Consider the following 22,825-nt stretch of genomic DNA (forward strand, 5'->3'; position numbering starts at 1 on the left):
GCTCCATGCATTGAATCGGTCTCTCATAAAGCACACTTATTTATTGTAGCAATTTTATTTCTACAAGTTCGAAGCTCTAAATTTTTCCCTTATAACTATCATTAAAAAGTTGAGTTAATCCTTCTCTATAAGAAGGATAAAGCAGGTCTATCTTTAATTTTTCTTTAATCTTAGCATTAGAAACCCGACGATTACTTGCATAAAATTGTTGTTCCATTGGAGATAGGGTTGCTGTTTCCCATGAGAGAAGTGGTAAAGGCGGCCGATTGAGTAATGATGCAGCGTAGGCATCCACAATATGCGCCGGGGTAGGTTCATCGTCCGCAACATTATAAATTGAATAAGGCTGCGAATTCATTATAGAGGCCTTAATGACTGCAGCAATATCTGCAACATGGATTCTGGAGAAAACTTGTCCCTCTTTGTAAATACTGACTTTTTTTCCGCCGATGATTCGTTCTATTGCATTACGATGTGGTCCATAGATTCCTGCCAATCTAAAAATATGAAGTGGAATTCCATGTTCTCTGGCAAAAATCATCCATTTATTTTCAGCAATTAATCTTAACTTACCTTGACTTCCTGCTGCTTTAGAGTCCGATTCCTCCGTTACCCACGCCCCCTGATGATCCCCATAAACACTTGTAGAAGAAAGATATCCCATCCATTGAATATGTGTTTTGTTTTGCGTGATTAAATCACTAAAACATGAAAGGACAGGATCACCATGGCCTGAAGGGGGGATACTGACTAAAATGTGAGTTGCCTTATTTAAGTAATAGGCTATTTCCTCCCCATTAAAATCAATGAATTTGTAATCTTTTTGAACATTATTTAGAATTTTATCTTTATCTCGAGTTGTACCAACCACTCTAAAATTCAATTGAGAAAGTTCTCTCGCTAAAAATTCGGCCGTATAACCAAAGCCAAAGATAAAAAAGTATGGGAATTCAGGAAAGTGTTCCATGACTGTAAGCCTATAAATTGATAGTAATAGTTGATCTTATTCTTTGACCACCAGGTCCGCTAAACTAAATCCCACCACATTTTAATTCTGTTACTAACCGTGAACTAATTTCATGACACGCTTTCGAAAATTTGGACCGGGATCCTCTTTATCGGTTTGATAATTCGGATCGCGTTCAAGCCAAAGTGAGGTGTTTTTAAAATTCAAATATTCATTATGTCCAATAACATATTCTATTTCAGGATATTTCTTTTTGAGATAACACACTAAAAATGCATTGGCTTTAGTTTGGGCCTCAGTTAGATCATCCTTACCATCTATACCGCCTATATTTTCAATGCCGATCGCATAATGGTTCAATCCAATAACATGTCTTGCCATCCAGTGTTCTGGCATGAGCTGATAAATACTTCCATCACGATCAACTAAAAAATGACTTGAGACATTCAAGGTACCCGGCAATTCTTTAATACGGGGTGAATTCTGTGGGAACGTAGGAGGATCAAAAACACGAAAAGTTGCCTTGAGCGTGGAAATACACGTCCAATGTAAGACGATCATTTTAGGTTCAATTTCAATTGATTTAGAGTCAATCCCATAATGAGCTAATTGATATTGACGTGTTAAAGCAATTCGTTGTTTATTAAATTGGATAGGTTTCTTATGAATAACTTGCGGATCATAACACGAAAATGCATGGGCCAAAGAATTTAAAAAAAATAAGCAGAATATGAAAATTTTCATTTTTTCAATACCATAAAGTAGGCAGCCACATAATCGGGCAAATGGCGAGCTGCTTGGGTGAACTCCTCTCTCCCCGCATAACTCCCTGCTAGAAAATCAACTTGGTATAAATTGTTTTGGAATGCACCACCTGTATCTGCAAAAATACCAGCTCGGGTCACCATTTTACCTGCTCGATCGGGATATTGGATCAACAACAGTTTCCCTAAACCAAAATGTTCAAGATCTGCGGCAAAAGTGACCGCTGGATTTACTGTAATTTTATGATCTGCGTCTTTTCCATACCCTTTAATTCCTGCTACCGGTTTAAAATACCAGTAACGTTCTTGTTGATAGGGGTTTTTAGCTTTGTCGTATGCAATATTATTGCAACGATGAACATTAAAGATTTTTGTCTGGTTCTTGCCAAAATCTGCGACCAGAGTGCCCTGCATTAATGCCGCCTCTAGATCATCTCGGTTAAAGTAAGCCAAGACAGGAACATTCTTATCCCTCAATGCACCTTTTAATATAGCTTGCTTGCCGTAGTGGAACCGTGTCAGTCCGGGTTTTGCATCGGCCTCTTCAAGTGTTAATGATTCCTCATCTCGAGGAAGTCCGTACAGAGCAAATGGATAGGCTGCGCTAGGCTGGGTTGATGCCTTCGCACGGTGTACATAATATTTGGTCATTAAAATTTTATCTTGGGGCAAATGAGCAAGAAGTGATTTTTTTCTCTTTAAAGGTTTCGCTTGTTCCAGATCAGGATACCAGCGAACAAAATCAAAATGTTTTTTTATGAACGCAGGATTGTTCAATTCGTTTTGGTGTTGGCAAATGAATAGTAAAGTGGCTTTGACTCGTGCTACGGGTACAGGGAAAACAGTACCCTCATGAATAACACGTGAATCATAATGGTTGCCCTTATTTAAATAAGCCAGGGTTTCTTTAGCAGTGGAACATAATGCAGCTCCGTTGATCTCATACTGACTGGCCGAAGATGGTTCCGCCGGTACAAAATGAGGAGCAGCAAAAACTTGAAGATTTACTAATAATCCATAAAAGAAAATTTTTATTTTCATTCTTTACAATAAGTACGTGTGAAAACAAAATGATACCACATGCACCCCTTGAAATTCTAAGAATTACATAAGAAGAACTTTATACATCCTGGATTATGAATTTAATCAGAGTCTTCGTTGGGTAAATAACGTGCAGACTAGGCAGCTTCTGCCTCACGCAATCCTGAGTCATCCGATTCGGCTGTTAGACGATTAAAATGCCAAGAACTATAAAGCGCACCAAGTCCACAAACAATTAAACCTAAAGGCAAGGCATTTAGCGTTTGAATTAGCAAATAGGCACTTATGATTGTTAAAACCGATGAGCCAAACATACGCACGGTATGGATTATAGCCAGTGCAAGTCCGGTATTTTCTTTATAATCTGCGAGCATGATGGACATGGTAGCAGGAGCAGCTAAGCTAATTCCTAAATTACAAATTAATGCAAAAGATAGAGCATACAAATTGAATTCATAAAAAGCTGCACATACTAACATCGCAAATCCACCAATAATAATAAACCATGCTCCAAGACTAATAGTCGATGCCATGCTGAAATATTTACGAAGCCAAATACCTAAATAGTTGCCCACAATAATATTTAAACCATTAATAATAAAAATAACACCGTATACCAAAGGGGAAAACCCAAATTGATCAATAATAATATAGGACGAATTAATCACCGAAAGCATTACGGCTGCGAAACTAAACATCATAATAAAAGAACCACTCCAAAGAGCGGGAGATGGAATGATCTCTTGATAGGCTTTAATTACTTTTTTAACCATAAAAGATTCTTGGGGTTGTTTCCAAAAGGGAGACTCAAACAATCCTTTACGCGATTGCAGTAATAGTGTTAATCCAATTACCGCCATTAATATGAAATTAGCCTGCCAACCATAATAGGTAAAAATCAGTGAACCCAATACCGGAGCAAGAATAGGTGAAATTGAAACAATCATCGAAACATAGGACAGAACCTTAGCTCGCTCTATGGTATCCTCAAAATCCCGAGATATTGAAAAAGCAATCAAATTCGCACAACACAAAGCAAATCCTTGTAAGGCGCGTCCCAGAATGAGTACATAGATATTCGTTGCAAAAGCACAGATTAAACTGGCAAGAACAGCAAGAAACAAGCTGCCAGGTAACAAACGGCGTCGTCCAAAATGATCGATTAATGGTCCCCAGATCAATTGGGTCACACCAAACACAAGCAAATAAATACTTAAGGTTAATTGACTTAAGCTATGAGTGGTACCAAAAACATTAGTGATATAAGGCAGCGAAGGTTGATAAAGGTCAAAGGTAAGTAAGGAAAAGGCTGATAATAATCCAATTAGCAAAATCGAAGTTCGTGGTTGGGACATAATATTCATTTTAAAAAAGAAAGCGGGCCATTATAGTAAAATCTCGCTATTTTTGCTCTAAGTTTAAGAAAAAATTTGGGACCTTCGGCCATGATTTCTTGAGGCTTTAATAAGCGCAGCAAGACCTACAACTCACGGGAGATGGTAGCAAAATTCCCAAGGGTATGCTGCGCCCCTAGCGCTATTTCCAATTAACCTTTACGAATCAAATAATTGCTCCCAGCATGAATTACTTTTTTCATCCGATTGTCTTCTTCTGGGTTAGGTTGACATGCTTTAAAGGAGTCTTTTAGTGAGGCTACACTAATAGGTAAAACAGGACGACTATCCGTTTCTAAATAACCTTCTTTATTCTTAAAAATAGTAAAATGGTCCGAGGCAAATTCTTCACATTCGCTTAACATTTCATCCTGACATATCGAAAATTTAATCGATCGTTCCACACGGTAAGACTCACCTACTTCATCCGCAAACACCATATCCCCATATACTATGCTATGCCGGGTTCCACAAAAATAATAGCCATACCTATATTGACCATTCTCTGTAACATCAGTTCGAATATATCGTCCATCTCCTTGAGTGAGCCCATTGAGTGTCACAATATGGCGGACTTCCTCTTTGGGTCCGCTTTCCGCAATTGCTCCACCCGTTAGGGCCAATCCCATGATTAACAAAGTAATTCTTTTCATTTTTATTCCTTATCTGAAAAAACATCCTCAAGGAACCAGTCTTTAAGGATCAATGACCTAGTCTAATATCAATTTGGAGGAAAAAATTTTTACCAAACTGACATCGTGGTCTCATTATCCTAATAAAAAATCCCTTTGAACAGATAAAAAAATATTGCTTTTTGATTAAATTAAAGCCAAGTTGAGCGCAATAGTACTAGATCAAAGCCTTTAGCACAAAGAGTCTCTGTGTATACCTAAAACGAAAACACAGTATTTTAAATAGACCTTCAGGATTCGCATGATTCATGTTAGAATGATTTTTGTACATTGGGGGTGCCCGTTAAGGGCTGAGAGGAATTAAACCAACCCTTTGAACCTGATCTCATTCGTCTGAGCGGAGGAAAATGTGTCTATTGTTATGCTCTCAGGTATGATTGCTTTTATTACTTCCTTTATTGGTTTATTACCACAAATTATTAAATCGTTAAAAACCCGATCCACCCAAGATCTCTCCATGATTATGCTGATTAATTACCTCATTTGTTCGATAGCTTGGATTATATATGGAAGTAGCACCGACTCATTTTTTGTAACCAGCTCGAATGTAGTGGGTTTAATTGTCAGTTTGCTCCTTATTTTATTAAAAAGACATTATGATACACGATGTAATTAATTTAACTGGGTATCAATCCATTTTATGTCTCAATGGAAATTTACCTGATTCATCTTTTTTCATTGCGATGAATTTGCCAATTATTGCAGCTGATGGCGCGGCAAATAGTTTATTTGAACAGGGAATTCGTCCTCAATTAATCACTGGGGACTTAGATTCAGTCCATCCAGCTCTTCTGAAAAACCACCCTTTTCTTCATATCCCGGATCAAAGCAGTAGTGATTATCAAAAGGCCCTGGGTTATTTAAAAGACCAGGATTTATTACCCGCTATTGTGGTTGGGGTAAATGGGGGACATTTGGATCATGTACTAAATAACATGAATATCTTTATGGGGACCAACTGTCTTTTATATGCACCACCGATAAGGGGATTTGTGATGAATGCACAATCCAAGATTAATCTTTCCTTGCCAGTCCATACAAAAATTTCATTAATGGGAATACCAGAAGCAATCCTCTCTTCAATTGGTCTGCGATGGGAGCTCAATAATACTCATCTTTCATTTCCAGGACAAACCTCATGTTTTAATCGAGCTCAAACACCTGATATTGTTTTGGAGGTTCATCATGGTTCAGTTTTAGTTTTGGTTTATGAACAAATGATCGAGGATGCAGCACTATCATTCCGATAGACTCCATCTCGATGATGTTTCATTGAATACATCATAAAGCATGAACTAATTCTATAGTTCCTATTTAATTTACTACAATTGAGCAACTATCACCTTTAGTAATTAAAGTGACAATACTATCTTTAGTTAGAACTTGAGATCCGCATAGCACGTCGGGACCAAAGGCCGAATTTTTCCTAAATCCAAACACATATTCTCTATTTGCCGGCCCTTTTCCTTCATAATACTTTCCTCGAGCTCCTGCTTTTTTACCATCTACAGTATATCCTAATGCAGCAGCTGTCTTTTCATTCGTTTTGACATGCACTCGAATCGTATCATGGGCAAGGGCTTGAATTGAAAAAGAAAGAATGACAAGACCACTCAAATTTTTTATGGAATTTCTTATCATAATAAACACTCCTTGTTTATGAACTTTTAATATACCTCATTTAATGAATTAAATTATAGATAAAAAATATTATGGCCTCTCTTCAGCTTTTTTTCTAATAAAACGACGAAGCTCAAGAAAAACAAATATTCTTATCTTTCAACGAATACTAGTGAAAACTTAGAAGATCTTCTTGAATTCCAAACTAGATACACTATGATAAACATATGCTCTTATTGATTATTTTATTGCCCGCATAACCAAAGGAAAACTGGAGTCCATTGCGATATATGCACAAAAGTTAAGGATCTAGATTATGTTAGGTCGGTTGAGATTTTTCAGAGGTCGTGTATCTGCAAATGACATTTATTCTACCATTCATGAGGTTCACTCCTCACATAGACCCAACCTTCTGACAGGAAGCTTATCTGGTAATCTTTGGCGTCATGATAGTATCCACGAAACAATAATTAAAGTAACTACTCCCAAGGAATATCTAGATTTACAGAAAACGGCAATTAGTAATTTCGAACGTTGGAAAAAATTAAAACCTGTGGCTTCTTCGGTTGACCCGAAAGTTGAAGTCCAATATCAAGATTGGGGAAGTGCCACGTTAACAGCAACCAAAAAAAATGCGGTAATTTACACCGTATTGAATATGGCAAATTCTCGATATCCCGGAGGTGCTGTCCTAGAAGGTGGGAGTGCTCAAGAAGAAAATATGTGGCACCGAAGTTCATGTTTACTTTCATTGATGGATAAAATCGTCAAACTCGATAAGACTTCAAACCTGTTTATATATACTGAAGAAGGAGCCTCATTAGTAGAAGCTAGAAAAATGATGACCCAACTCGAGTACGATATTGTAAAAGCACGTTGTCCTACATTAGATACTGCAGATATTTATAAAACCCTCCATAGTGCAGAACCTAGAATATGTTTTAGAGGTCCGGAAGTATTGCTGCCTTCGACGGTAGATGACTATGGAGGATCTGGACTAACATCCAGTCCAGAATTGAGTTATGCGTTTCTCCCTTCAGAGAGTATTTTTTCTTTTTATGAATTAAGATCCGCTGCGCCCGAGCACTTTGCTGAATCGCAATCACAGGAGGCTAGTGTATTAAAAGAACATAGAGAAGATTTACGTCGACGAATCGCGGCTCAACTGGATACCTTAATCCTTGTGGGACAAACCCATGCAGTTCTGGGTGCCTGGGGTTGTGGTGCTTTTAAAAATGAGCCTGAGCTTGTAGCAGAGACCTATGCCGAAGAAATCGAAAAAAGAGCCGATTTTTTTCAACATCTACTTTTTCCCATAATTAATACCAATTCCCATTCCAATAATTTTGAGGTATTCGAAAAAATACTTAATGGTATGAAGCTTAGCCCCTCAACCAATAATAGTTTTAAAATGTAAGATGGATCCAAATATTCTTTGAATACTTTTTAGCCAAAGAATTTCCGCTCAGTAAATAATTGTTCTTAAAATACTTTTTTATTAAAACATGTGATTTAAATATTGTTTAATTTATAATGTGGCGCGAGGATTATTTTTTTGGATCACGAATTAGGAGTACTAATAATGTCTTATGAAAAGCAAGAAAAAACCCCCTTACAACCCGTATCTATGTACAACCTTTTGAACTGGAGTACTGTCTATCGTGGCTACAATGCCCTAGTTGCAACCTTAGTTATGGTTCAGTACCTTACTAATCCAGATGCCGCAGCAATTGAATATCTTCCCGACGTGGCAATTCACGCATTTGAAGCAATTGCCCCTAACTCATATAACAGTTTGGGTATAGGTGGTAATGTTGCCCGAGGAATACAAGCAGGATTCGCCTTTTTTTCAGGTAACTCTACAATTCCCAGCGTTGCAAACGTGGTTGATGTCTTTAACCATGGAGTGAATGTTTATCATCGTTTGTCATGATAGGCAAAATAAATCCTATGGCATCACTGAAAGTTCCTCATTGGAACTAATCGATTAAATTATTTGTTTTATCTCAATTCATTCATCGTTTACATGCTACTTCATTTGCATGTAAACGTTAGTATTTGCAATTATTACGCTTCAAGTTTTATGGTTCTATGTCTTACTAAACACTTGATTCTCAATGAAGGGTGGATACCGTATGAGTCTTGCCTCATTAGTCACTCCTATTAAAGCTTAGCCCATGGGTTCTTATGATAGCCCGGGAGTTTTGTCTCCCGGGGCTAGTTTAATGTAACTAGTGAGTGGTTTCTTTGGTTTCTCCAAACAACCAATCCATACTGACCTCGAGCTCATTAGCAACTTTTTGCATGGAGGTAGAGTCCAAAGCGATGACTCCATGTAAAAGAGCTTCAATTTTAAATTTAGGTAATTGGAACAACTTAGAGCACACTTGTACGCGTTCTGTCATTAAAGCAGGAACTCCAAGCTCATCAAGTTCTCGATTTAAACGTTCAGTTAGTTTCTTGTTTGACATGGTAGTCTCCTCTTGACTTTTTATCAGTGTAAAACACATAAGCTTAAGGATTGATTAACACGGAAAACTTTATATAAAAAAATTAAATTAAACGAAATGCAAAAATTTTAAGGCCTAGTTTTCCCCTTAAACGCCTTGCCCTAAGTTTATTAAGAGGGGATTGAATTGCCAGCTAATTTTTATCTCAACATGCCTTATGTTTTTTTACACTTACATATAAATGGAGTAGGTAGAGCAAATTTTGTTCTTTTGCGGTTCAATCTCAAGTTTGAGAAATTTCTTACACGAATATGAGATAAAAAGGCAATGCTAATTTAAAACATTTTGTTATGCTTACTACAACGAGGAATGACAGTGGATGTCTTAAAAGGAATTTATAGCATCATGGAAGACGCTATACCACAAGGATGTGGTTACTCTCCTCGTTGTAGTCTGCATGTAAGTCTGGTTATCGCCCATTAATCAGACTTACTCCCATTTCTTTACCTCCTATTTCAGTGTATTTCTCATGCATCAAGCTAGAATATTTTTTGCAACTCCCACTAACAACTAAATCCACAAACCTACTGTTTTTTTTTAATGCATACCATGCTCTATTTTTAGAGTGGTTAATATTTTTTTTCATTACCGATCTTCCAATATCACTGAGCTCAAATTTGACTCTGAAAGCACAAATAATATCTTGACTCAAGATCATTTGTAGTACATCTTATGCTTACGTTACCCTTTCGAGCCAAAAGATGATCACTAAGCTTTTTAACTGGCTTCAAAGTGATGAAAAAATTTTTCATCTATCTAATCAACACCTATCTCGAGAACTTCTCGAACGGGAAGAACTTCAAGCACGTCACACTAACCGTGTGCTTCTGAGTAATGCCCGTCTTGGCAAGCTACAAGGTCTTGATACTCAGGAAGACATTAAGAAGGTAGAGCAACACATTTTATTCATGGATTATCTTCAATTTTGCAGAAAAACATTCGAAGAAAATCCGCAGGATTCTTTATTTTTAATTACCCTTAAATATCTACTACCTAAAGTGGATAAAGAAAATTCGTTGCTCCATGCTAAATTGTTCAAATTGTTTCGAGCTTTATTGCAGGAAGACAGCGACCATACACTTAATTTTTATCAACAAAATGAAGCATTGTTTAAAAATCTTCCTGAAATCCAAAAATGTGTTGATTCTGAGTTGCATAACCAGAAATTTATTGACGACATTCAACAGGTTGAACACCATCTAAGCCTGTTTAACAAAAAGCTATCCCAGCAAAAAAATCCGTTAGGGATCATAGGATTATGTAGAGATTGGATCTCTGATACACAGAAGTTCGCGGCATTTATACTCTGGTTAGTTCAGCGCAATACTAGCCCGGAACAGATTTTGCAAACCTATTTACTTCATGATTTTTTGAAATACAATTTATTTACATTACACTCCGAAGACAACGAAGTGTTTCTCTTATATGCTTTACTTAATCATTTTCCGGAAGCCAAGCCCCTTGTGGAAGCGGTTAAAAAAACAAGTAGTGATGAACGAGGATTTCAAAGCTACTCACTCCAGGGAGTGTTTAGTGAGCACGAACTTCAGAATATTCCTCAAAAAGAAGAACCCCTACAATTTACCTTAACCGCAACGAATTTTTCAGCCCTATATGAACTATTTGGGACAACATTTTTACACGCAGCACTAGTAACTTGTGAAGAAGATACCGATTCGAAATGGGTGGAAGCCTTACGACATACTCTGAATGAGGCTGAGACGCTCACCAAAGTATTACCTGGCCTCATTAATGTAATTGCCCGCGAGTCTTCCCCTGCTATCCTAGAACATTTAGCATGTTTAATTGACGATCAACATGCACAAGAATTATTATCCAACAATGAAGGCGCCATATTTTACCTATTACCTTATAAACCAAAACTTTCTGAATACATCAATGAAAAAAATATCAGTGAATTTATTCAGCAAATCACGCTAAAACATACTTCTGATCCCGAACTCATTTTCCAATTAATGGCATTATTTCTGATACTTTCAAAGAAAAAAGGGCCCGTGACGCAACTTGTATTCCAAGCAATTATTGATAATCTTGTTCAACATCCATTCCTATTAGAAGATGAAAGATTACTACGCCAACTCAAAAGATACCCAGATTGCGAAGCCATACTTTCCCAACGAAGTGAACAAATAAAACAACGTGTCATCGAATGTATTGTTGAACAAACTACCGATTGTGAATTCAGTAGTCGTAATTATCAAATTATCGAAGATATTTGGCTTGAAGCGTCTCGCAAACTTAATGTATTTAAACTCATCCAACCGCAAGCAAAATACATCCTCAATAATAAATATGCATTGCAGGCAAAAATCGCTCAAACTGCCTTTCTTTGTCATGGAAATGAATTTAACCTGGATGCCTTTATTGAGGCTCTATCTTTACCCCTTGTAATTCCAGAAGATGGGGTCAGTGAATACGAGCGTGTTCTTATTGAAATTCTAGCGGCCATTGATAACGAATTAATCAGAAAAAAAATCATTAAACAATTAGAAAGTCCCCCAATACAACGGCTTAACTGGACAGAGAAAGAATATGAAGGTAAAAACGTTATTCTTAAGGCTGCAAAATATGGCAATCTTGGTTTAATTACTCTGTTGGAAGAACAAATCCCATTGGAAGATTGTAACCAAGCGATAATTATTGCTGCCAAAGCAAATCAATGGGATGTTGTATCTCATCTCTGTCACCTTGATAGGGTGACCTTAAATGAAGATGAACTGGAACAAATCATTCTCGGGGCAGCAGCAGAAGGTGAATTAAAGATCATCCATGACCTCTTCGATCTTTACGATTACGAATCCTCCGCTATCAAGATTAAAATCCTTAATCAAGCCATTAGCCGTGGCAAGTTCAACATAGTTCAATATTTTTATAATTCTGGTGTCACTCTCGCAAATCAATCAGCAATCAATAAATGGTTTCATTCGGCAAGCGAATTAGGATATTGGGATATTGCTCTATTTATGGCAGATGCAGAAGAACATCCGCCCTCTCTTTGTGCAATTGAAAAAGCATTCAACCATGCCGTAGCTGGTTTGGATCTAGAAGCAATTCAAGGGCTTTGTAATTTATCAACAAATCCCCCCCGAGGCACCATCATTCAAAGAGCTTTTGTAAAAGCCTGTCAGTCTGGTTGTTTACCCTTGGTTCGATGTTTTCATGACCTACCAAGGAAAATCGTTCGGGCAGAATTTGAAGAAGCAGTGGATCATGCCATTATGAATGGGCATTTGGAAATTGTTACCTACCTATATAATTCTCCTACTTATTCCTCGGATCAGAGTTTGATCAATCATGGCCTGATAACTGCAGCAAAAAAAGGAAAATCAGAACTCGTTGAATTTTTTTGCTCAATGACAACCAAGACCAAACCAACCCAACATACTTTAAATCAAGCCCTAAATTGGGCGGTGAAAGGCAATCATACGGAGACATTTATTACTTTATGTCGCTCTCCACTGAATCCGCCAAGTAACTCTGCTGTTAAAGCGGCTTTTCTGCTCGCGGTTAAAGAAGGCAGGCAAAGTATTGTTACCTATTTATGCAGTCAGGAAATGAATTCACTCACCCAACGTACTATCGAGGACGCGTTAAAATTAGCAGTTAAATTTAAACATCCTGGAATTGTTCGGTATTTATGTGAACTTTCTAGTAATTCACCGCAAAAAAAATCACTAAGCATTGCTTATAAGAAGGCCGTTGCCAGTATTCAAAACGAAATTGCAGACTATTTAAGAGAGCAACTCAATAAAGTAAACCATAAAAAAATTGATCTTGAAATTGATGAGAGTTCAGGAACTGATCACGATTCGGATGTCAATTCAGAAACCGATGTCCATTTAGAAATGGACGTAGAAACCGATCATAAGCCAACGCCCGCTCATGACCACAGTTTTGATGTGGAACTAAACTCGGATATTGACGTCGGAATCTCATTAAAAACCTTTGGTTTTTTTAAAAATACCACCTCCAAAGACCTTCCTGTATCAGTCCGGACATCTAAACCAGGCGTTCCCATTAATTAACCGGGAAGCTTAAATACATCCCGGCGCCTATACTAAAAATGAGATATAGTGAACAGGGAATGGAGATTTAGGTAAGGCTCAAATACAGAATCGAATGAAGGACGCTGTTTACTGGGAGATTTTTATGCAAGGATATTGTATTCAAGCAGCCATGTTTCGGCTGCCAATCCCTTTCTTTAAGCGTGTTGTTCATGATTTTTGGATTTTAAGGGAGATTGAAAGTAATAATGTAGTCGCCCAATTACATGGGCTAGCTACCTCGAGAAAGAGGGGTTGTGTCGTTCCCATTGGATACAATAAAGATCATAGTTTAAGAGCATACTGTATTGCATATGATCCTCAATTTGCGAATCAATATGGTTTGCAGACCGGCACTTTTGCATTACCTATTCATGCATATTGCACGGTGTACCAAAAAGAAGATTCTATACAACACTGGTTACAAGGTGTGAAAGCAGTTAAAACCATTAATGCCTTAGATCTTAATTATCCACCCTTCGGATTCCAAATACCTTTATCAGCAACCATCAATAGTAATTCCATTTATCATACTTTTGCTCATGTAATGGATATCCCTTTACATACTTTTGCGGGCTTTTATCATATAGGGATTAAAACTTCTTTGTACGAGAAAATTAAACAAAATTTATAACTAAAGTTCAATAACTTAATAGTAAAATACCTTTCTCTAATTTGGCTATAATCATCGGCTTTTTTTATAAATAAGGCTTTACCACCCTTAGTATTTTGGGTAGGCTTCGTTTTTTAATGATGAATAAGGATCGTTCATGCCAAACTTCTCTACGTTCAGCATCTATGAAAAAGAAATGCGCGAATTCATAAAAAAGGTTGTTAAAACGACTTCTTTAGACCCAGATGAATTAACTACCTGGCTTTATAGTGACGGAATAATGCAATTTCGTGGCGGCCAACGTGCAGATTATTATCCTTACGTTAATGAAAACCTAAAACAATTTGGTCATCGGCCATTAATCTCCAAACAACATTCCATGGGACAAATATTAACTGGTTTCATCACCCTAAAAAATGCATTTCTCAATCAGTTTGCAAAAGATGAGTCTGAGCTAAAAGCTCATTTAGAACAACTATTTACTCTCAATCTTTATACGGCTTTAGAAAATCATTTACCTTTTATTGCCATTCAAAGTGAAATTTCTTCTGAATTGAGTGCTTATCAAGATAAAAATGGCCCGCTAGAACCTGCTGAGGCACTTAGGCTTTCAATTAAGATGTTTGAAGAAAAACGCTTGGTTAATTCTCATCTGGAGGAAGATTTTAAAAATCAATTAACATTAATGGATGAGTTCTTGAAGCATTTAAATCAGCTTACAGCCTCTTCTGGACCAAAGTTCTTTAAAACAACTGACAAGAATTCTGATAGCACCCCATCCCAATTATCCTTATTAAAAAATAGTTAATAAGCTTTATTAATTGGCTTGTTCACTACTCTGGGTAGGGGTAACCTGGGAAAGGGTGTGTCCGGGACTATCGCTGTATCCCCTGGAGAAGCCACGGGAATAGCCACGTCACATAGCTATACCATATCAGGTTGCAATCACATCGGTTTGTGAGGGGATGGAATAAATCCCCGTTGTGTTCGTATCATTTGAGAAAGTTACAGTCATACCCAGATTATTTGCTGGTAATCCATCTAAAAGTACATTAAATGCACCCGTTAAGGGTGTGACTATTAGCATGAACGTTCCAGAAATCACTCCCCCCATAGTTCCTGCCTGATCCCCGTTTGATTCGGGAATAATCGTTCCTGTATTACAGCTTGGTGATGAATTGATTAACACTGCAGGAACGAAATCCACGCTCATGAGCCAAGTACCGATATTCATAAAAGGATTAGGAACCCCCCTTGGAGGCATTTTGCAGATATCTATGGGACCAGGAGTCAATACTTCACCACCTATCATACACGCCATTGTCATTTCATCATCCTAACTGAATTTGTTTCGCAGCAATTTTGGTATCACCCTCAGCATGAATTTCCATTTCCTCACAATCAATCCGGTAATTGTGTTTTACAATAGTTCGTATTCGCCCTAAAAATTGATGTTCCAGTTCCTTTACCCAGTGATAAACCCGTAATGCTTGAGTATTAACCGTGTCACTGATGGTATGGATATACTGACAAATCATCTTGAGCGATTGATATGAAAAGTTTAACTCTTGTCCTCGGAAGTGAGCGTGTTGTATCGAAAATTTTCCCGTATCACATTCCATATTTTGTGAGGATGCACTTAAATTAATTGTATCATTTGCCATTAGGCTGATTGTTGGTGCATTAATTTTTAAATGGTTATTTTCACCAACCAGACTTAAATGATTTCCCAATTTCATCGATAAAGCAGCGGTTTGTAGACGATGAATAATCGATAAAATATAATAGTTAGTTCCGTCTTTAAACAGTAATACTTCGTCATCAACTAAAGGCGTAAGTAAACAGGAGAATGCTGGCTGAGCACGAACTAATTGTCCCTGGAGAAGGATATGGTAGATATCATCTGAAAAGAATTTGATTTTTCCCTTCAACAATTCGCCTTTGTTATTTAAGTTGGCTACATCCGATTCAAGCATGATGAATTCCTTAATTTTATGTCCATTGTTCTGCTTCCAATAATTCTGGATTGGTTTTCAATACGTTATCAAGATTTGCATGCTCCCAATTAACCCTGACTTCGCTAATATGATGTAATGTGGCTAAATTTAGATTTGCCTTGGAAAAATTGCAAGCAGTTATAACACTGTTATTGAATCGCGCATAACTTAAATCGGCATGGATAAATGAGCTATCGCTTATTTCGGATTCTTCAAATAATGATTGAGTTAAATTAGCAGAATCAAAAAGACAATTTATTATCCTGGACTGATTAAAATTACTTGGATTTAATAGGCATTCAGAAAAATTTACCCCCTCTAATTGGGCCTCCTGGAGACAGGCTGCTTCCAAATTCATTCCTTTAAACGTCGTTTGTTTTATGGTCGTTTTAAATAAATTAATGTGTTTTGTTTCCGATGCGTTTGAAAAATCGGTGTCTTGGATTTTCGCCTGGATAAATAAACTTCTATGAAGATTACAGCCGTTAAAATGAATGTCATTAAACTCACTTGCTTCAAAATTTGCAGCAACTAAATTGGCATTTTCAAAAAGTACGCCAGAAAATTTTGCATTTTTGGCAGTTACTCGTTCCATATTGCAATCGATAAATTTACCCTGGGATAGATCACATTTTGAAAGATTGATTTTAGTAAGAGTACAGTTTATGAACTCACAATTTTTAAGGTCCTGTCCACGAAATTTAGTATTAGAGAAATCGGATTCTGTAGCCCCAATATCGATAGAACCTTCATTAGAGTTAAAATCCACACCCAGCCAATTGGACTTGTGACTTTTGAGTTGATTTATTGTAGAAGAAATTATTGTACCTAATTGAATCGTGCATGCTTCCAAGGTGACCTGTTCAAATCGACATTTTTCAAAAACAGATGCAACCAATAAGACGTTTTTAAACACCACATTTTTAAATGTCACATTCAAAAATACTGCACGTCGCGCCTCAATGTTTTCAATGGTTATGAACTCTAGTGACACGTTTTGAATTATTTCTCTTTTGGATAGTTTAATTGCCAATTCTTCAGCATTCATAAGGATTCATCTTCCTTTAACGAAATGGTTCTCATCAAGCAATCCTGTAGTTTTACATTGTTTTTTTGACAGTTTATAAACGGAATGCTGTATAAATTACAATGATTAAACTCAGTATTTTCAAATGTTGAACTGTGAAAAATACCTTGAAAAAAATTAATGTCCTGAAAAAAGCAAGAGTCCACTGTACAATTAACAAATCTAAATTTTTTCGCCTTACATTGACTAAATTTTGATTTAGTAAGGGTACTATTCATAAATTGAGAAGCATTCATTTCACACTGAACAATAGAGATCTGTTCGTAATGGCCACCCAGAATGGCCCCTTTGCTTAAATCACAATGTTCAAAATTACTTGTTGATATATGAGTTTGGTCGTTACACCGTAAATTGGTTATTCCACATTTTATAAAATCACCGCGAATTAATTGAGCATTCATCAGGTTTAAAGAAGACAAGGAGCAGTTGGAGAAACGACATTCAGAAATTTGTGATCCCTTACAGCTTAAATACTCAAAATTACTATCTTCCATGACCAGATTATCGATAGCACATTTAGTTAGTGAGAGTTTAGGTGCAATGACCTTATTCCCGCTCACTTTAGACAATTTTGTGCCATCAAAATGAGCATGTGATAAATCAGCCTTAATAAAATTGGAATCTATCCAAACGCATCTATTAATGGTAGCAAATTGCAGTCGTGACTCAGAAAAATTACAGGAGTCAAAGCTGCAGTCAGAAATATCGAGAAAATTGGCTTTAAGACTGACAAATAAGCTTTCATTAAGCTGACAGTTTTTAAGTTTGGCGTAATTTAAAAAAGCTGCGGAAAAATTGCATTCTTTTGCTGAACACCCTTCAATCTGGGTTCTAAGCATATCGCATTCTTTAAAATCAGTTCGATTTAAATCCGAGTTTTTTATTAAAGCCTGAGTTAAATTGGCACGAGCCAATATTGCTTCGGATAAATTGGTATTAATCAACGTGGTGGTCGATAAATTTGCATTGTTCAGGCGAGTACGTGCTAAATTACATTCGCTTAAATTACAGCCTGATAAGTTAATGCCTGATAAATCTAAGTCCGATAAATCGATACCCGCCAAATTCTCACTGGAAAATTCCTTTCCTTGTTGAAAAGCATGAATAATCTCTTCTCGTGAATAAGGTGATTTCCCCGCTTTCCCGGTTCGAAATTGTGTAAAGGAGCTGATTTTATCTATGCGGTTTAAGGGTTCTTTATATTGTTCCAGGGTTTTTAATAGCTCAGATTGTTTTTCTTCCGGAACTTCTTTTTGGATGATCTGTTTTTTAAGATACTCAAAAAAATTTATATTTTGTGGAGGGATATTTTTTTGAGCCCTTTCAAATGAAAATTTATCAAATACTGGGACTGTTTGATTTTGATTTTTATAAAACTGCGCAACTTCTTGTAGTATTGCTTCGGGTGTTTTTCCTTTAAAAAACTTGGCTTCTTCAATTTCTTCCAAGGTCTTGCCCGGACGAAAAATTTTAGCAATCTCTTGAAATTCTTTATCGAAATCCAAATCAAGACCAACGCGGCGACTCGCTCGAGCCTTGGTTCTTGACTCATTTAGCTGGGTTTGTACAACCCTTTCTTTGGATGGGTTGCGAAGCTTAATGTAATATTCAATATCCTTTTTCGGTTCATTTAAGGATTCACTTACGCTGTAGATAAAATCAATATCATTGGCAGCTATATCCTGGGTATCGAGTACCCCATGCCAAATGAGAATTCCTTTTTCTTCTTCAGGCAATAACCAAAGTGTATCCAGATTTAGGTTTAATTCACTTAAACTCTCAGTGCTGTCAATACGTTTATAAAAACACCGTACACGTACGCCGGGAAGCTGACTTGTGATCAATGATTTTTCAGGATGCATGTTGGCACAAGTAAATACTTCATCCCCATTAAAATAATGTTCACTTTGCTGATCCGCTTCTGCAAGATTGAAATAGAGCCAATCAATGTCAGATGGATAATAAGGGCTTTGATTTATTAGCCAATCGTCGTTAAATGTTCCTAATTTATCAAGTTGATATTTGCATGTAGGTGAATGAGGTAACAATAAAGCAGGCTGCGGAGCATCGGATGGGGATCTTATAAGGTGTGTCGGAATTTCAACATTTGGAACCTTCAATTCATTGAAAGAATCCGTTTTTGCCCATCCTTTACCCTCCGGATTAATTTCATGTTCCTTACCACCATATGCGTTCGTTAACGTTATCGGTATACGGCGGAAGCAAACCGGTTTGGATAAATGGTAATTTGATTCTACTTTTACCCATTGCCTATCGCCAAAAACATTTAATTGTTTTTGCATGTCGCCCAGCGTTACTTTTACAAAACTTGAACTGATATTGTCGTTATAAGCAAAACAGCACCCTTTAACAAAAAATTCCGCCCTTTTTTTGGGCATGTATAAATCAATAAATTCACCTTGGTTAGGATTAAATGATTTTTTTGCAAGCTTCCAAAAATCCGCATAACTTGAAAATTCGCCTTTTTTGAAAAAAGAAAACAGAGCCATAATAGTAATAGCGAGCTGGGGTTTACCTTGGTGGCGGAAGTTGAATGTAATGATACTGTGTGGTTTATCTCTTAATATCTTCATCTTTGAAGAATAGTCCTGGTGCAACAATTAACCTAAAGGTGGCTTACAATATGAGGGATGCAGTAATAGTTGTCAATTAGACAACTTGAAAAGAGAGATGGCATTCTGCCTATCTTGACAGGAAGAATAATCCTCCGATATTGTCACTAGAGTTAAGAGGTTGCAAAAAAAGTTATTAAGCTAAACAATACTATTTTTTTGTTAAGAATGTTTTTCGTCCCCCCATTCATCTAGGCAACAGGAGTCCTATGAACGCCAAGGTATTGATGCCTAAATTACAAATTCCAGGTGTTGCTCAAACAGAAATCATTGTACTTGAGTTTGAAGGGCAGCTTGCTATTGCAGCTTTATATGAATTTCAAATTGAGTTTGTCAGTAAAAGATTAATTCAAGGCCAACAAGTGATAGGTCAAAAAGCACAGTTAATCTTTAGCAAAAAAGTAGCTGGTACAACCCCATTAAGTGGAGAGGTATTTACTTTTACACAATTGGATAATTATGACAATTATTATCGATATAGAATTCTTATAAGACCTAAAGTTTATCGTCTGCAATATTCGCGCAACACTGAAGTATTCCTTAATAAATCAATACCACAAGTGATAAAGCAGATCCTCAATAAAAATGGAATTACGGTAGAACTTGATTTGATGATGGAACATAAGCCTAGAAAATTTATTTTTCAATATGACGAAGTGGATTGGAGTTTCATTAGCCGCTGGATGGAATTGGAAGGTTTATTTTATTACTTTAGACAAGATCTAAATGAAGAGAAACTGGTTATAACGGATAGCAATTCTACTTTAAAGACTAATTCAGATATCCATGAGCTGTATTATCAATCTTACACTGCTGCGAGTCAAAATAATCCGACTACAAATTTGGTATATAATGCTCAATTCACAACCCATGCACTACCTCAACGAGTAATTGTCCGATCATATAACCATAACCAATCTTCGAAATCATATACTTCCAAAGCAATTATTGATCCAACCGGTCATGGTGAAATAACATACTGGGCCGAAAACATTAAGAGTGCTCAAGAAAATCAACAAATAGCCAAATTTATAAGCGAGAGTTATAAGTGGAAAAAAGAAATATTGACTGGATATTCCTCAGGTTCATTAATCATTCCTGGAACAATCATTCAACATAAAAATTTAAAGATTGCATCACTTAATTTACCCCTATTAATTATCCAAACTACTTATCGAGGCTCTCAAAAACGATCTTTTGCCTCCCTACATAGTGGTGAGGTGAACAATCCTGAGGATTATTTTGAATGCGAATATAAAGCAATTAATAAAGCAATCCCCTATCGACAAACGATCGATGATCGAATCCCGCGCATTGTAGGTATGTTACCTGGATTTGTGGATCATGAAGGAGATGATGATACCGTCCAAATTAGTAAAAAAGGACTATATAAGTTTCGTTTAGCAATTAGCAGCGACAGTCCTGGAAAAGGATCGGGATGGGTTAGGAAAATGGAATCATACATTGGCGACCAATATGCATTTGATTTGCCACTCCGCAAAGGAGATGAAGTGGTAATCGGTTTCCAATTTGGTAACCCAGACTTACCCATAATACTCGGCGCAGTAAGTAACTCCACTCATCGAAATATCATTACGGCAAATAGCCAAAATTATATGGGACTCTATACTAAAGAAAACAATGTGTTCATTATTAATGAGCAGGATGGGAAAACAAAAGGGATACAATTCTCTACAACGAATAACAATACCACTATGGTGTTAGGCACTGATAATATCTTTAATTCACAATTAGATGCAGGATATTGTCTTAGAACAGATAATAGCGTATGCCAGACAGTGGGTAAAAATGCGATTACCGACATTGCTGCTCATAGCGCACTTAGCGTTGGAGGAAATCATCTAGTGACCGTTAAAGGTACTTCTTCAAAAACCATTTATGGAGCAGATTATTACTCTTGCTTTGGCGCTCGATCGTCTTCCGTGCTCGGACTGGATTTTATTTCAAGAACTGGTGCAATGATTGATACTACCTCGGGTTTTCAAGTTAAATTAGGTAGCGGTTGGCGATATGAACAAGACTCATCGACGAATTTGAAAACAGCTCCTATTATTATGCAGGAAGCAGAGGTCTCCATTTCACTAACTGTGGGCGAATCTTCTATTACCATAACTGAAGAGGGAATTACCATTACCGCCCCCACTATTGATCTTGTCTCCGAGGCGGCTATAACTTTGACTACTGATGCAACAATTAATCTAGCAAGCACTGACGTCAATATATTGGGCACTATATCGGGTGGGCCTATGGCGGAGTTAGGTGTCGGAGGGGGAGAACTTGCAGTACCCGCGCAGCTTGCTGCAATAACCCAAGCTCTAACAGAAGCAGGTTTAAATACTGCAGAAAGTGTACCGTTGATAGGGGGAGCAATGGCTGCATGGGGAAGTGCAAAACATGCGTTTACTGTCGCAACGGACGCACTTGTCGACTTAGGTAGTGCGTTAAAATCAGAAGTGGAACCACTTATTGGTAAAGCATCCGCCTTGGTCGAGAAACTGGAGCCTGTAACAGAGAAAATCGAAACCGGTGTAGCGAAAGTAAAGGGTGGTATCGCAACAGTAAAAGGAGCGGCAGTATACCCGGCACTGGGTTATGGAGGTTATTTCACCTCATTGGCGGCTAAGTCCCAGCTCTTAAGTCAAGGGCTGGGAGTCCCAAAATACGAAGCAGAGTTTGATGAGGATTAATAGTGTTGAAGGGCTTAATCGATTAGTAAAAAGAATTATTGCAAATAATACATAAAGAAGTAATTCGTAATGACATTAATTAGATTTATCTTCAATTTCATTCACTTAATTAATTGTAGATTAGGAGAATAATTTTGCAAATTTGAAGATTTATGCTAGTTTAATTTATATAAGAAGATTTTTTTATTTTATCATTGCCTACCTTATTCATAAGGAAAAAAAAATGACTAATAAGGATCAATCTGTCGCTCCAAAGGAACGGATTAATATTGTTTATAAAGCGCTCATTGAAGGAGTTGAGGAAGAAATTGAGCTCCCTTTGCGTCAACTCGTTCTAGGTGAGTTTTATCCTCAGGGAATAAATGCTCCTTTAGAAAAACGTCCCACCGTAAATATTAATAAAGATAATTTTAATGATGTGCTCAAAGAACATGACATCAAATTATCTGTTCGCGTACCCAACCGGTTTAGTAAAAACAAAGATGATACCGTCAGTGTTGATTTAAAGTTTGAATCGATCAGAGACTTTGATCCTGATGGGATTCTTCATCAAGTTCCTCAATTACAAAAACTGTTTGAGTTACGAGAAGCGTTAAAATCGCTTAAGGGACCTCTTGGTAATATTCCAGAATTTCGACGCAAATTGGATGCAATCATCAAAGATTCTGCGGCACGCGAGGAACTGGTCAAAGAAATTAAAGACAAAAAATAAGCAGTATCGAGTCGCTGAATCAA

Annotated in this window: 21 protein-coding genes and 1 riboswitch; of the genes, 9 read left to right on the forward strand and 12 right to left on the reverse strand. The window is 37.0% G+C overall.

The genetic code is table 11. The features are described 5' to 3' along the window. Window positions 1-76: 76 nt before the first annotated feature. From HBNCFIEN_RS14375 to HBNCFIEN_RS14395, 5 genes are all read right to left on the reverse strand, one after another. Window positions 77-967 carry an SDR family oxidoreductase gene (locus HBNCFIEN_RS14375; RefSeq protein ID WP_182391744.1) on the reverse strand — a complete coding sequence of 297 codons (891 nt, stop codon included), beginning with the start codon at window positions 965-967 and terminating at the stop codon, window positions 77-79. Window positions 968-1,060: 93 nt separating this feature from the next. Next, a complete protein-coding gene (locus HBNCFIEN_RS14380; protein WP_182391745.1) occupies window positions 1,061-1,711 on the reverse strand; it encodes an N-acetylmuramoyl-L-alanine amidase in 651 nt (216 codons plus the stop codon). Then, window positions 1,708-2,772 carry a hypothetical protein gene (locus HBNCFIEN_RS14385; RefSeq protein WP_182391746.1) on the reverse strand — a complete coding sequence of 355 codons (1,065 nt, stop codon included), beginning with the start codon at window positions 2,770-2,772 and terminating at the stop codon, window positions 1,708-1,710. The genes HBNCFIEN_RS14380 and HBNCFIEN_RS14385 overlap by 4 nt, the downstream gene beginning before the upstream one ends. Before the next feature lie 137 nt (window positions 2,773-2,909). Next, entirely contained in the window at window positions 2,910-4,127 is a 1,218-nt protein-coding gene (locus HBNCFIEN_RS14390; protein WP_182391747.1) for a multidrug effflux MFS transporter, read from the reverse strand. Window positions 4,128-4,318: 191 nt separating this feature from the next. Beyond that, on the reverse strand, window positions 4,319-4,819 hold the full coding sequence (locus HBNCFIEN_RS14395; protein ID WP_182391748.1) for a hypothetical protein: 501 nt from the start codon (window positions 4,817-4,819) through the stop codon (window positions 4,319-4,321). A gap of 301 nt (window positions 4,820-5,120) precedes the next feature. Continuing rightward, window positions 5,121-5,221: riboswitch (TPP riboswitch) on the forward strand. Here HBNCFIEN_RS14395 and HBNCFIEN_RS14400 point away from each other — a divergent pair. After that, complete coding sequence (locus HBNCFIEN_RS14400; protein WP_182391749.1) at window positions 5,208-5,474, forward strand: SemiSWEET family sugar transporter; 267 nt, start codon at window positions 5,208-5,210, stop codon at window positions 5,472-5,474. It overlaps the preceding riboswitch by 14 nt. Further along, complete coding sequence (locus HBNCFIEN_RS14405) at window positions 5,455-6,108, forward strand: thiamine diphosphokinase (protein WP_182391750.1); 654 nt, start codon at window positions 5,455-5,457, stop codon at window positions 6,106-6,108. Before HBNCFIEN_RS14400 ends, HBNCFIEN_RS14405 begins: the two co-directional genes overlap by 20 nt. Window positions 6,109-6,172: 64 nt before the next feature. Here HBNCFIEN_RS14405 and HBNCFIEN_RS14410 read toward each other — a convergent pair whose 3' ends face one another. Further along, window positions 6,173-6,499, reverse strand: coding sequence for a hypothetical protein (locus tag HBNCFIEN_RS14410; RefSeq protein ID WP_182391751.1), 327 nt, complete (start codon window positions 6,497-6,499; stop codon window positions 6,173-6,175). 295 nt (window positions 6,500-6,794) lie between these two features. Here HBNCFIEN_RS14410 and HBNCFIEN_RS14415 point away from each other — a divergent pair, with 295 nt between their 5' ends. After that, window positions 6,795-7,895 (forward strand): poly(ADP-ribose) glycohydrolase domain-containing protein, encoded by a 1,101-nt coding sequence (locus HBNCFIEN_RS14415; RefSeq protein WP_182391752.1) that lies wholly within the window; start codon window positions 6,795-6,797, stop codon window positions 7,893-7,895. A gap of 165 nt (window positions 7,896-8,060) precedes the next feature. Then, window positions 8,061-8,411, forward strand: a complete 351-nt coding sequence (locus HBNCFIEN_RS14420; protein ID WP_182391753.1) for a hypothetical protein — start codon at window positions 8,061-8,063, stop codon at window positions 8,409-8,411. A gap of 298 nt (window positions 8,412-8,709) precedes the next feature. Here HBNCFIEN_RS14420 and HBNCFIEN_RS14425 read toward each other — a convergent pair whose 3' ends face one another. Together HBNCFIEN_RS14425 and HBNCFIEN_RS14430 are read right to left on the reverse strand one after the other, a co-directional pair. After that, window positions 8,710-8,949: a hypothetical protein gene (locus HBNCFIEN_RS14425; RefSeq protein ID WP_182391754.1), complete on the reverse strand. Its 240-nt coding sequence runs from the start codon at window positions 8,947-8,949 to the stop codon at window positions 8,710-8,712. A 448-nt stretch (window positions 8,950-9,397) separates the two neighbouring features. Then, a complete protein-coding gene (locus HBNCFIEN_RS14430) occupies window positions 9,398-9,574 on the reverse strand; it encodes a hypothetical protein (protein WP_182391755.1) in 177 nt (58 codons plus the stop codon). A gap of 115 nt (window positions 9,575-9,689) precedes the next feature. On the opposite strand from HBNCFIEN_RS14430, the gene HBNCFIEN_RS14435 reads away from it, so the two are divergent. From HBNCFIEN_RS14435 to HBNCFIEN_RS14445, 3 genes are all read left to right on the forward strand, one after another. Next, on the forward strand, window positions 9,690-13,034 hold the full coding sequence (locus HBNCFIEN_RS14435) for an ankyrin repeat domain-containing protein (protein ID WP_182391756.1): 3,345 nt from the start codon (window positions 9,690-9,692) through the stop codon (window positions 13,032-13,034). Between the two features lie 124 nt (window positions 13,035-13,158). Further along, the gene (locus HBNCFIEN_RS14440) at window positions 13,159-13,686 is read left to right on the forward strand and encodes a hypothetical protein (protein WP_182391757.1); all 528 of its coding nucleotides are present in this window, start codon (window positions 13,159-13,161) and stop codon (window positions 13,684-13,686) included. A gap of 136 nt (window positions 13,687-13,822) precedes the next feature. After that, a complete protein-coding gene (locus HBNCFIEN_RS14445) occupies window positions 13,823-14,473 on the forward strand; it encodes a hypothetical protein (RefSeq protein ID WP_182391758.1) in 651 nt (216 codons plus the stop codon). A 126-nt stretch (window positions 14,474-14,599) separates the two neighbouring features. Here HBNCFIEN_RS14445 and HBNCFIEN_RS14450 read toward each other — a convergent pair whose 3' ends face one another. From HBNCFIEN_RS14450 to HBNCFIEN_RS14465, 4 genes are read right to left on the reverse strand one after another with little or no spacing between them, the layout of a single operon-like run. Next, window positions 14,600-14,992, reverse strand: a complete 393-nt coding sequence (locus HBNCFIEN_RS14450) for a PAAR-like domain-containing protein (protein WP_182391759.1) — start codon at window positions 14,990-14,992, stop codon at window positions 14,600-14,602. 4 nt (window positions 14,993-14,996) lie between these two features. Then, window positions 14,997-15,641: a DUF3540 domain-containing protein gene (locus HBNCFIEN_RS14455; RefSeq protein WP_182391760.1), complete on the reverse strand. Its 645-nt coding sequence runs from the start codon at window positions 15,639-15,641 to the stop codon at window positions 14,997-14,999. 16 nt (window positions 15,642-15,657) lie between these two features. Next, window positions 15,658-16,710 carry a pentapeptide repeat-containing protein gene (locus tag HBNCFIEN_RS14460; RefSeq protein ID WP_182391761.1) on the reverse strand — a complete coding sequence of 351 codons (1,053 nt, stop codon included), beginning with the start codon at window positions 16,708-16,710 and terminating at the stop codon, window positions 15,658-15,660. After that, on the reverse strand, window positions 16,707-19,343 hold the full coding sequence (locus HBNCFIEN_RS14465) for a DUF2169 domain-containing protein (protein ID WP_182391762.1): 2,637 nt from the start codon (window positions 19,341-19,343) through the stop codon (window positions 16,707-16,709). Before HBNCFIEN_RS14465 ends, HBNCFIEN_RS14460 begins: the two co-directional genes overlap by 4 nt. 248 nt (window positions 19,344-19,591) lie before the next feature. On the opposite strand from HBNCFIEN_RS14465, the gene HBNCFIEN_RS14470 reads away from it, so the two are divergent. Together HBNCFIEN_RS14470 and tssB are read left to right on the forward strand one after the other, a co-directional pair. Continuing rightward, entirely contained in the window at window positions 19,592-22,090 is a 2,499-nt protein-coding gene (locus HBNCFIEN_RS14470; RefSeq protein ID WP_182391763.1) for a type VI secretion system Vgr family protein, read from the forward strand. Between the two features lie 223 nt (window positions 22,091-22,313). Next, window positions 22,314-22,802, forward strand: coding sequence for a type VI secretion system contractile sheath small subunit (tssB, locus tag HBNCFIEN_RS14475; protein WP_182391764.1), 489 nt, complete (start codon window positions 22,314-22,316; stop codon window positions 22,800-22,802). The last annotated feature ends 23 nt before the right edge of the window (window positions 22,803-22,825 follow it).

Origin of the sequence: Legionella sp. PC997 (assembly GCF_014109825.1) — a bacterium.
Taxonomy (GTDB): Bacteria; Pseudomonadota; Gammaproteobacteria; order Legionellales; family Legionellaceae; genus Legionella.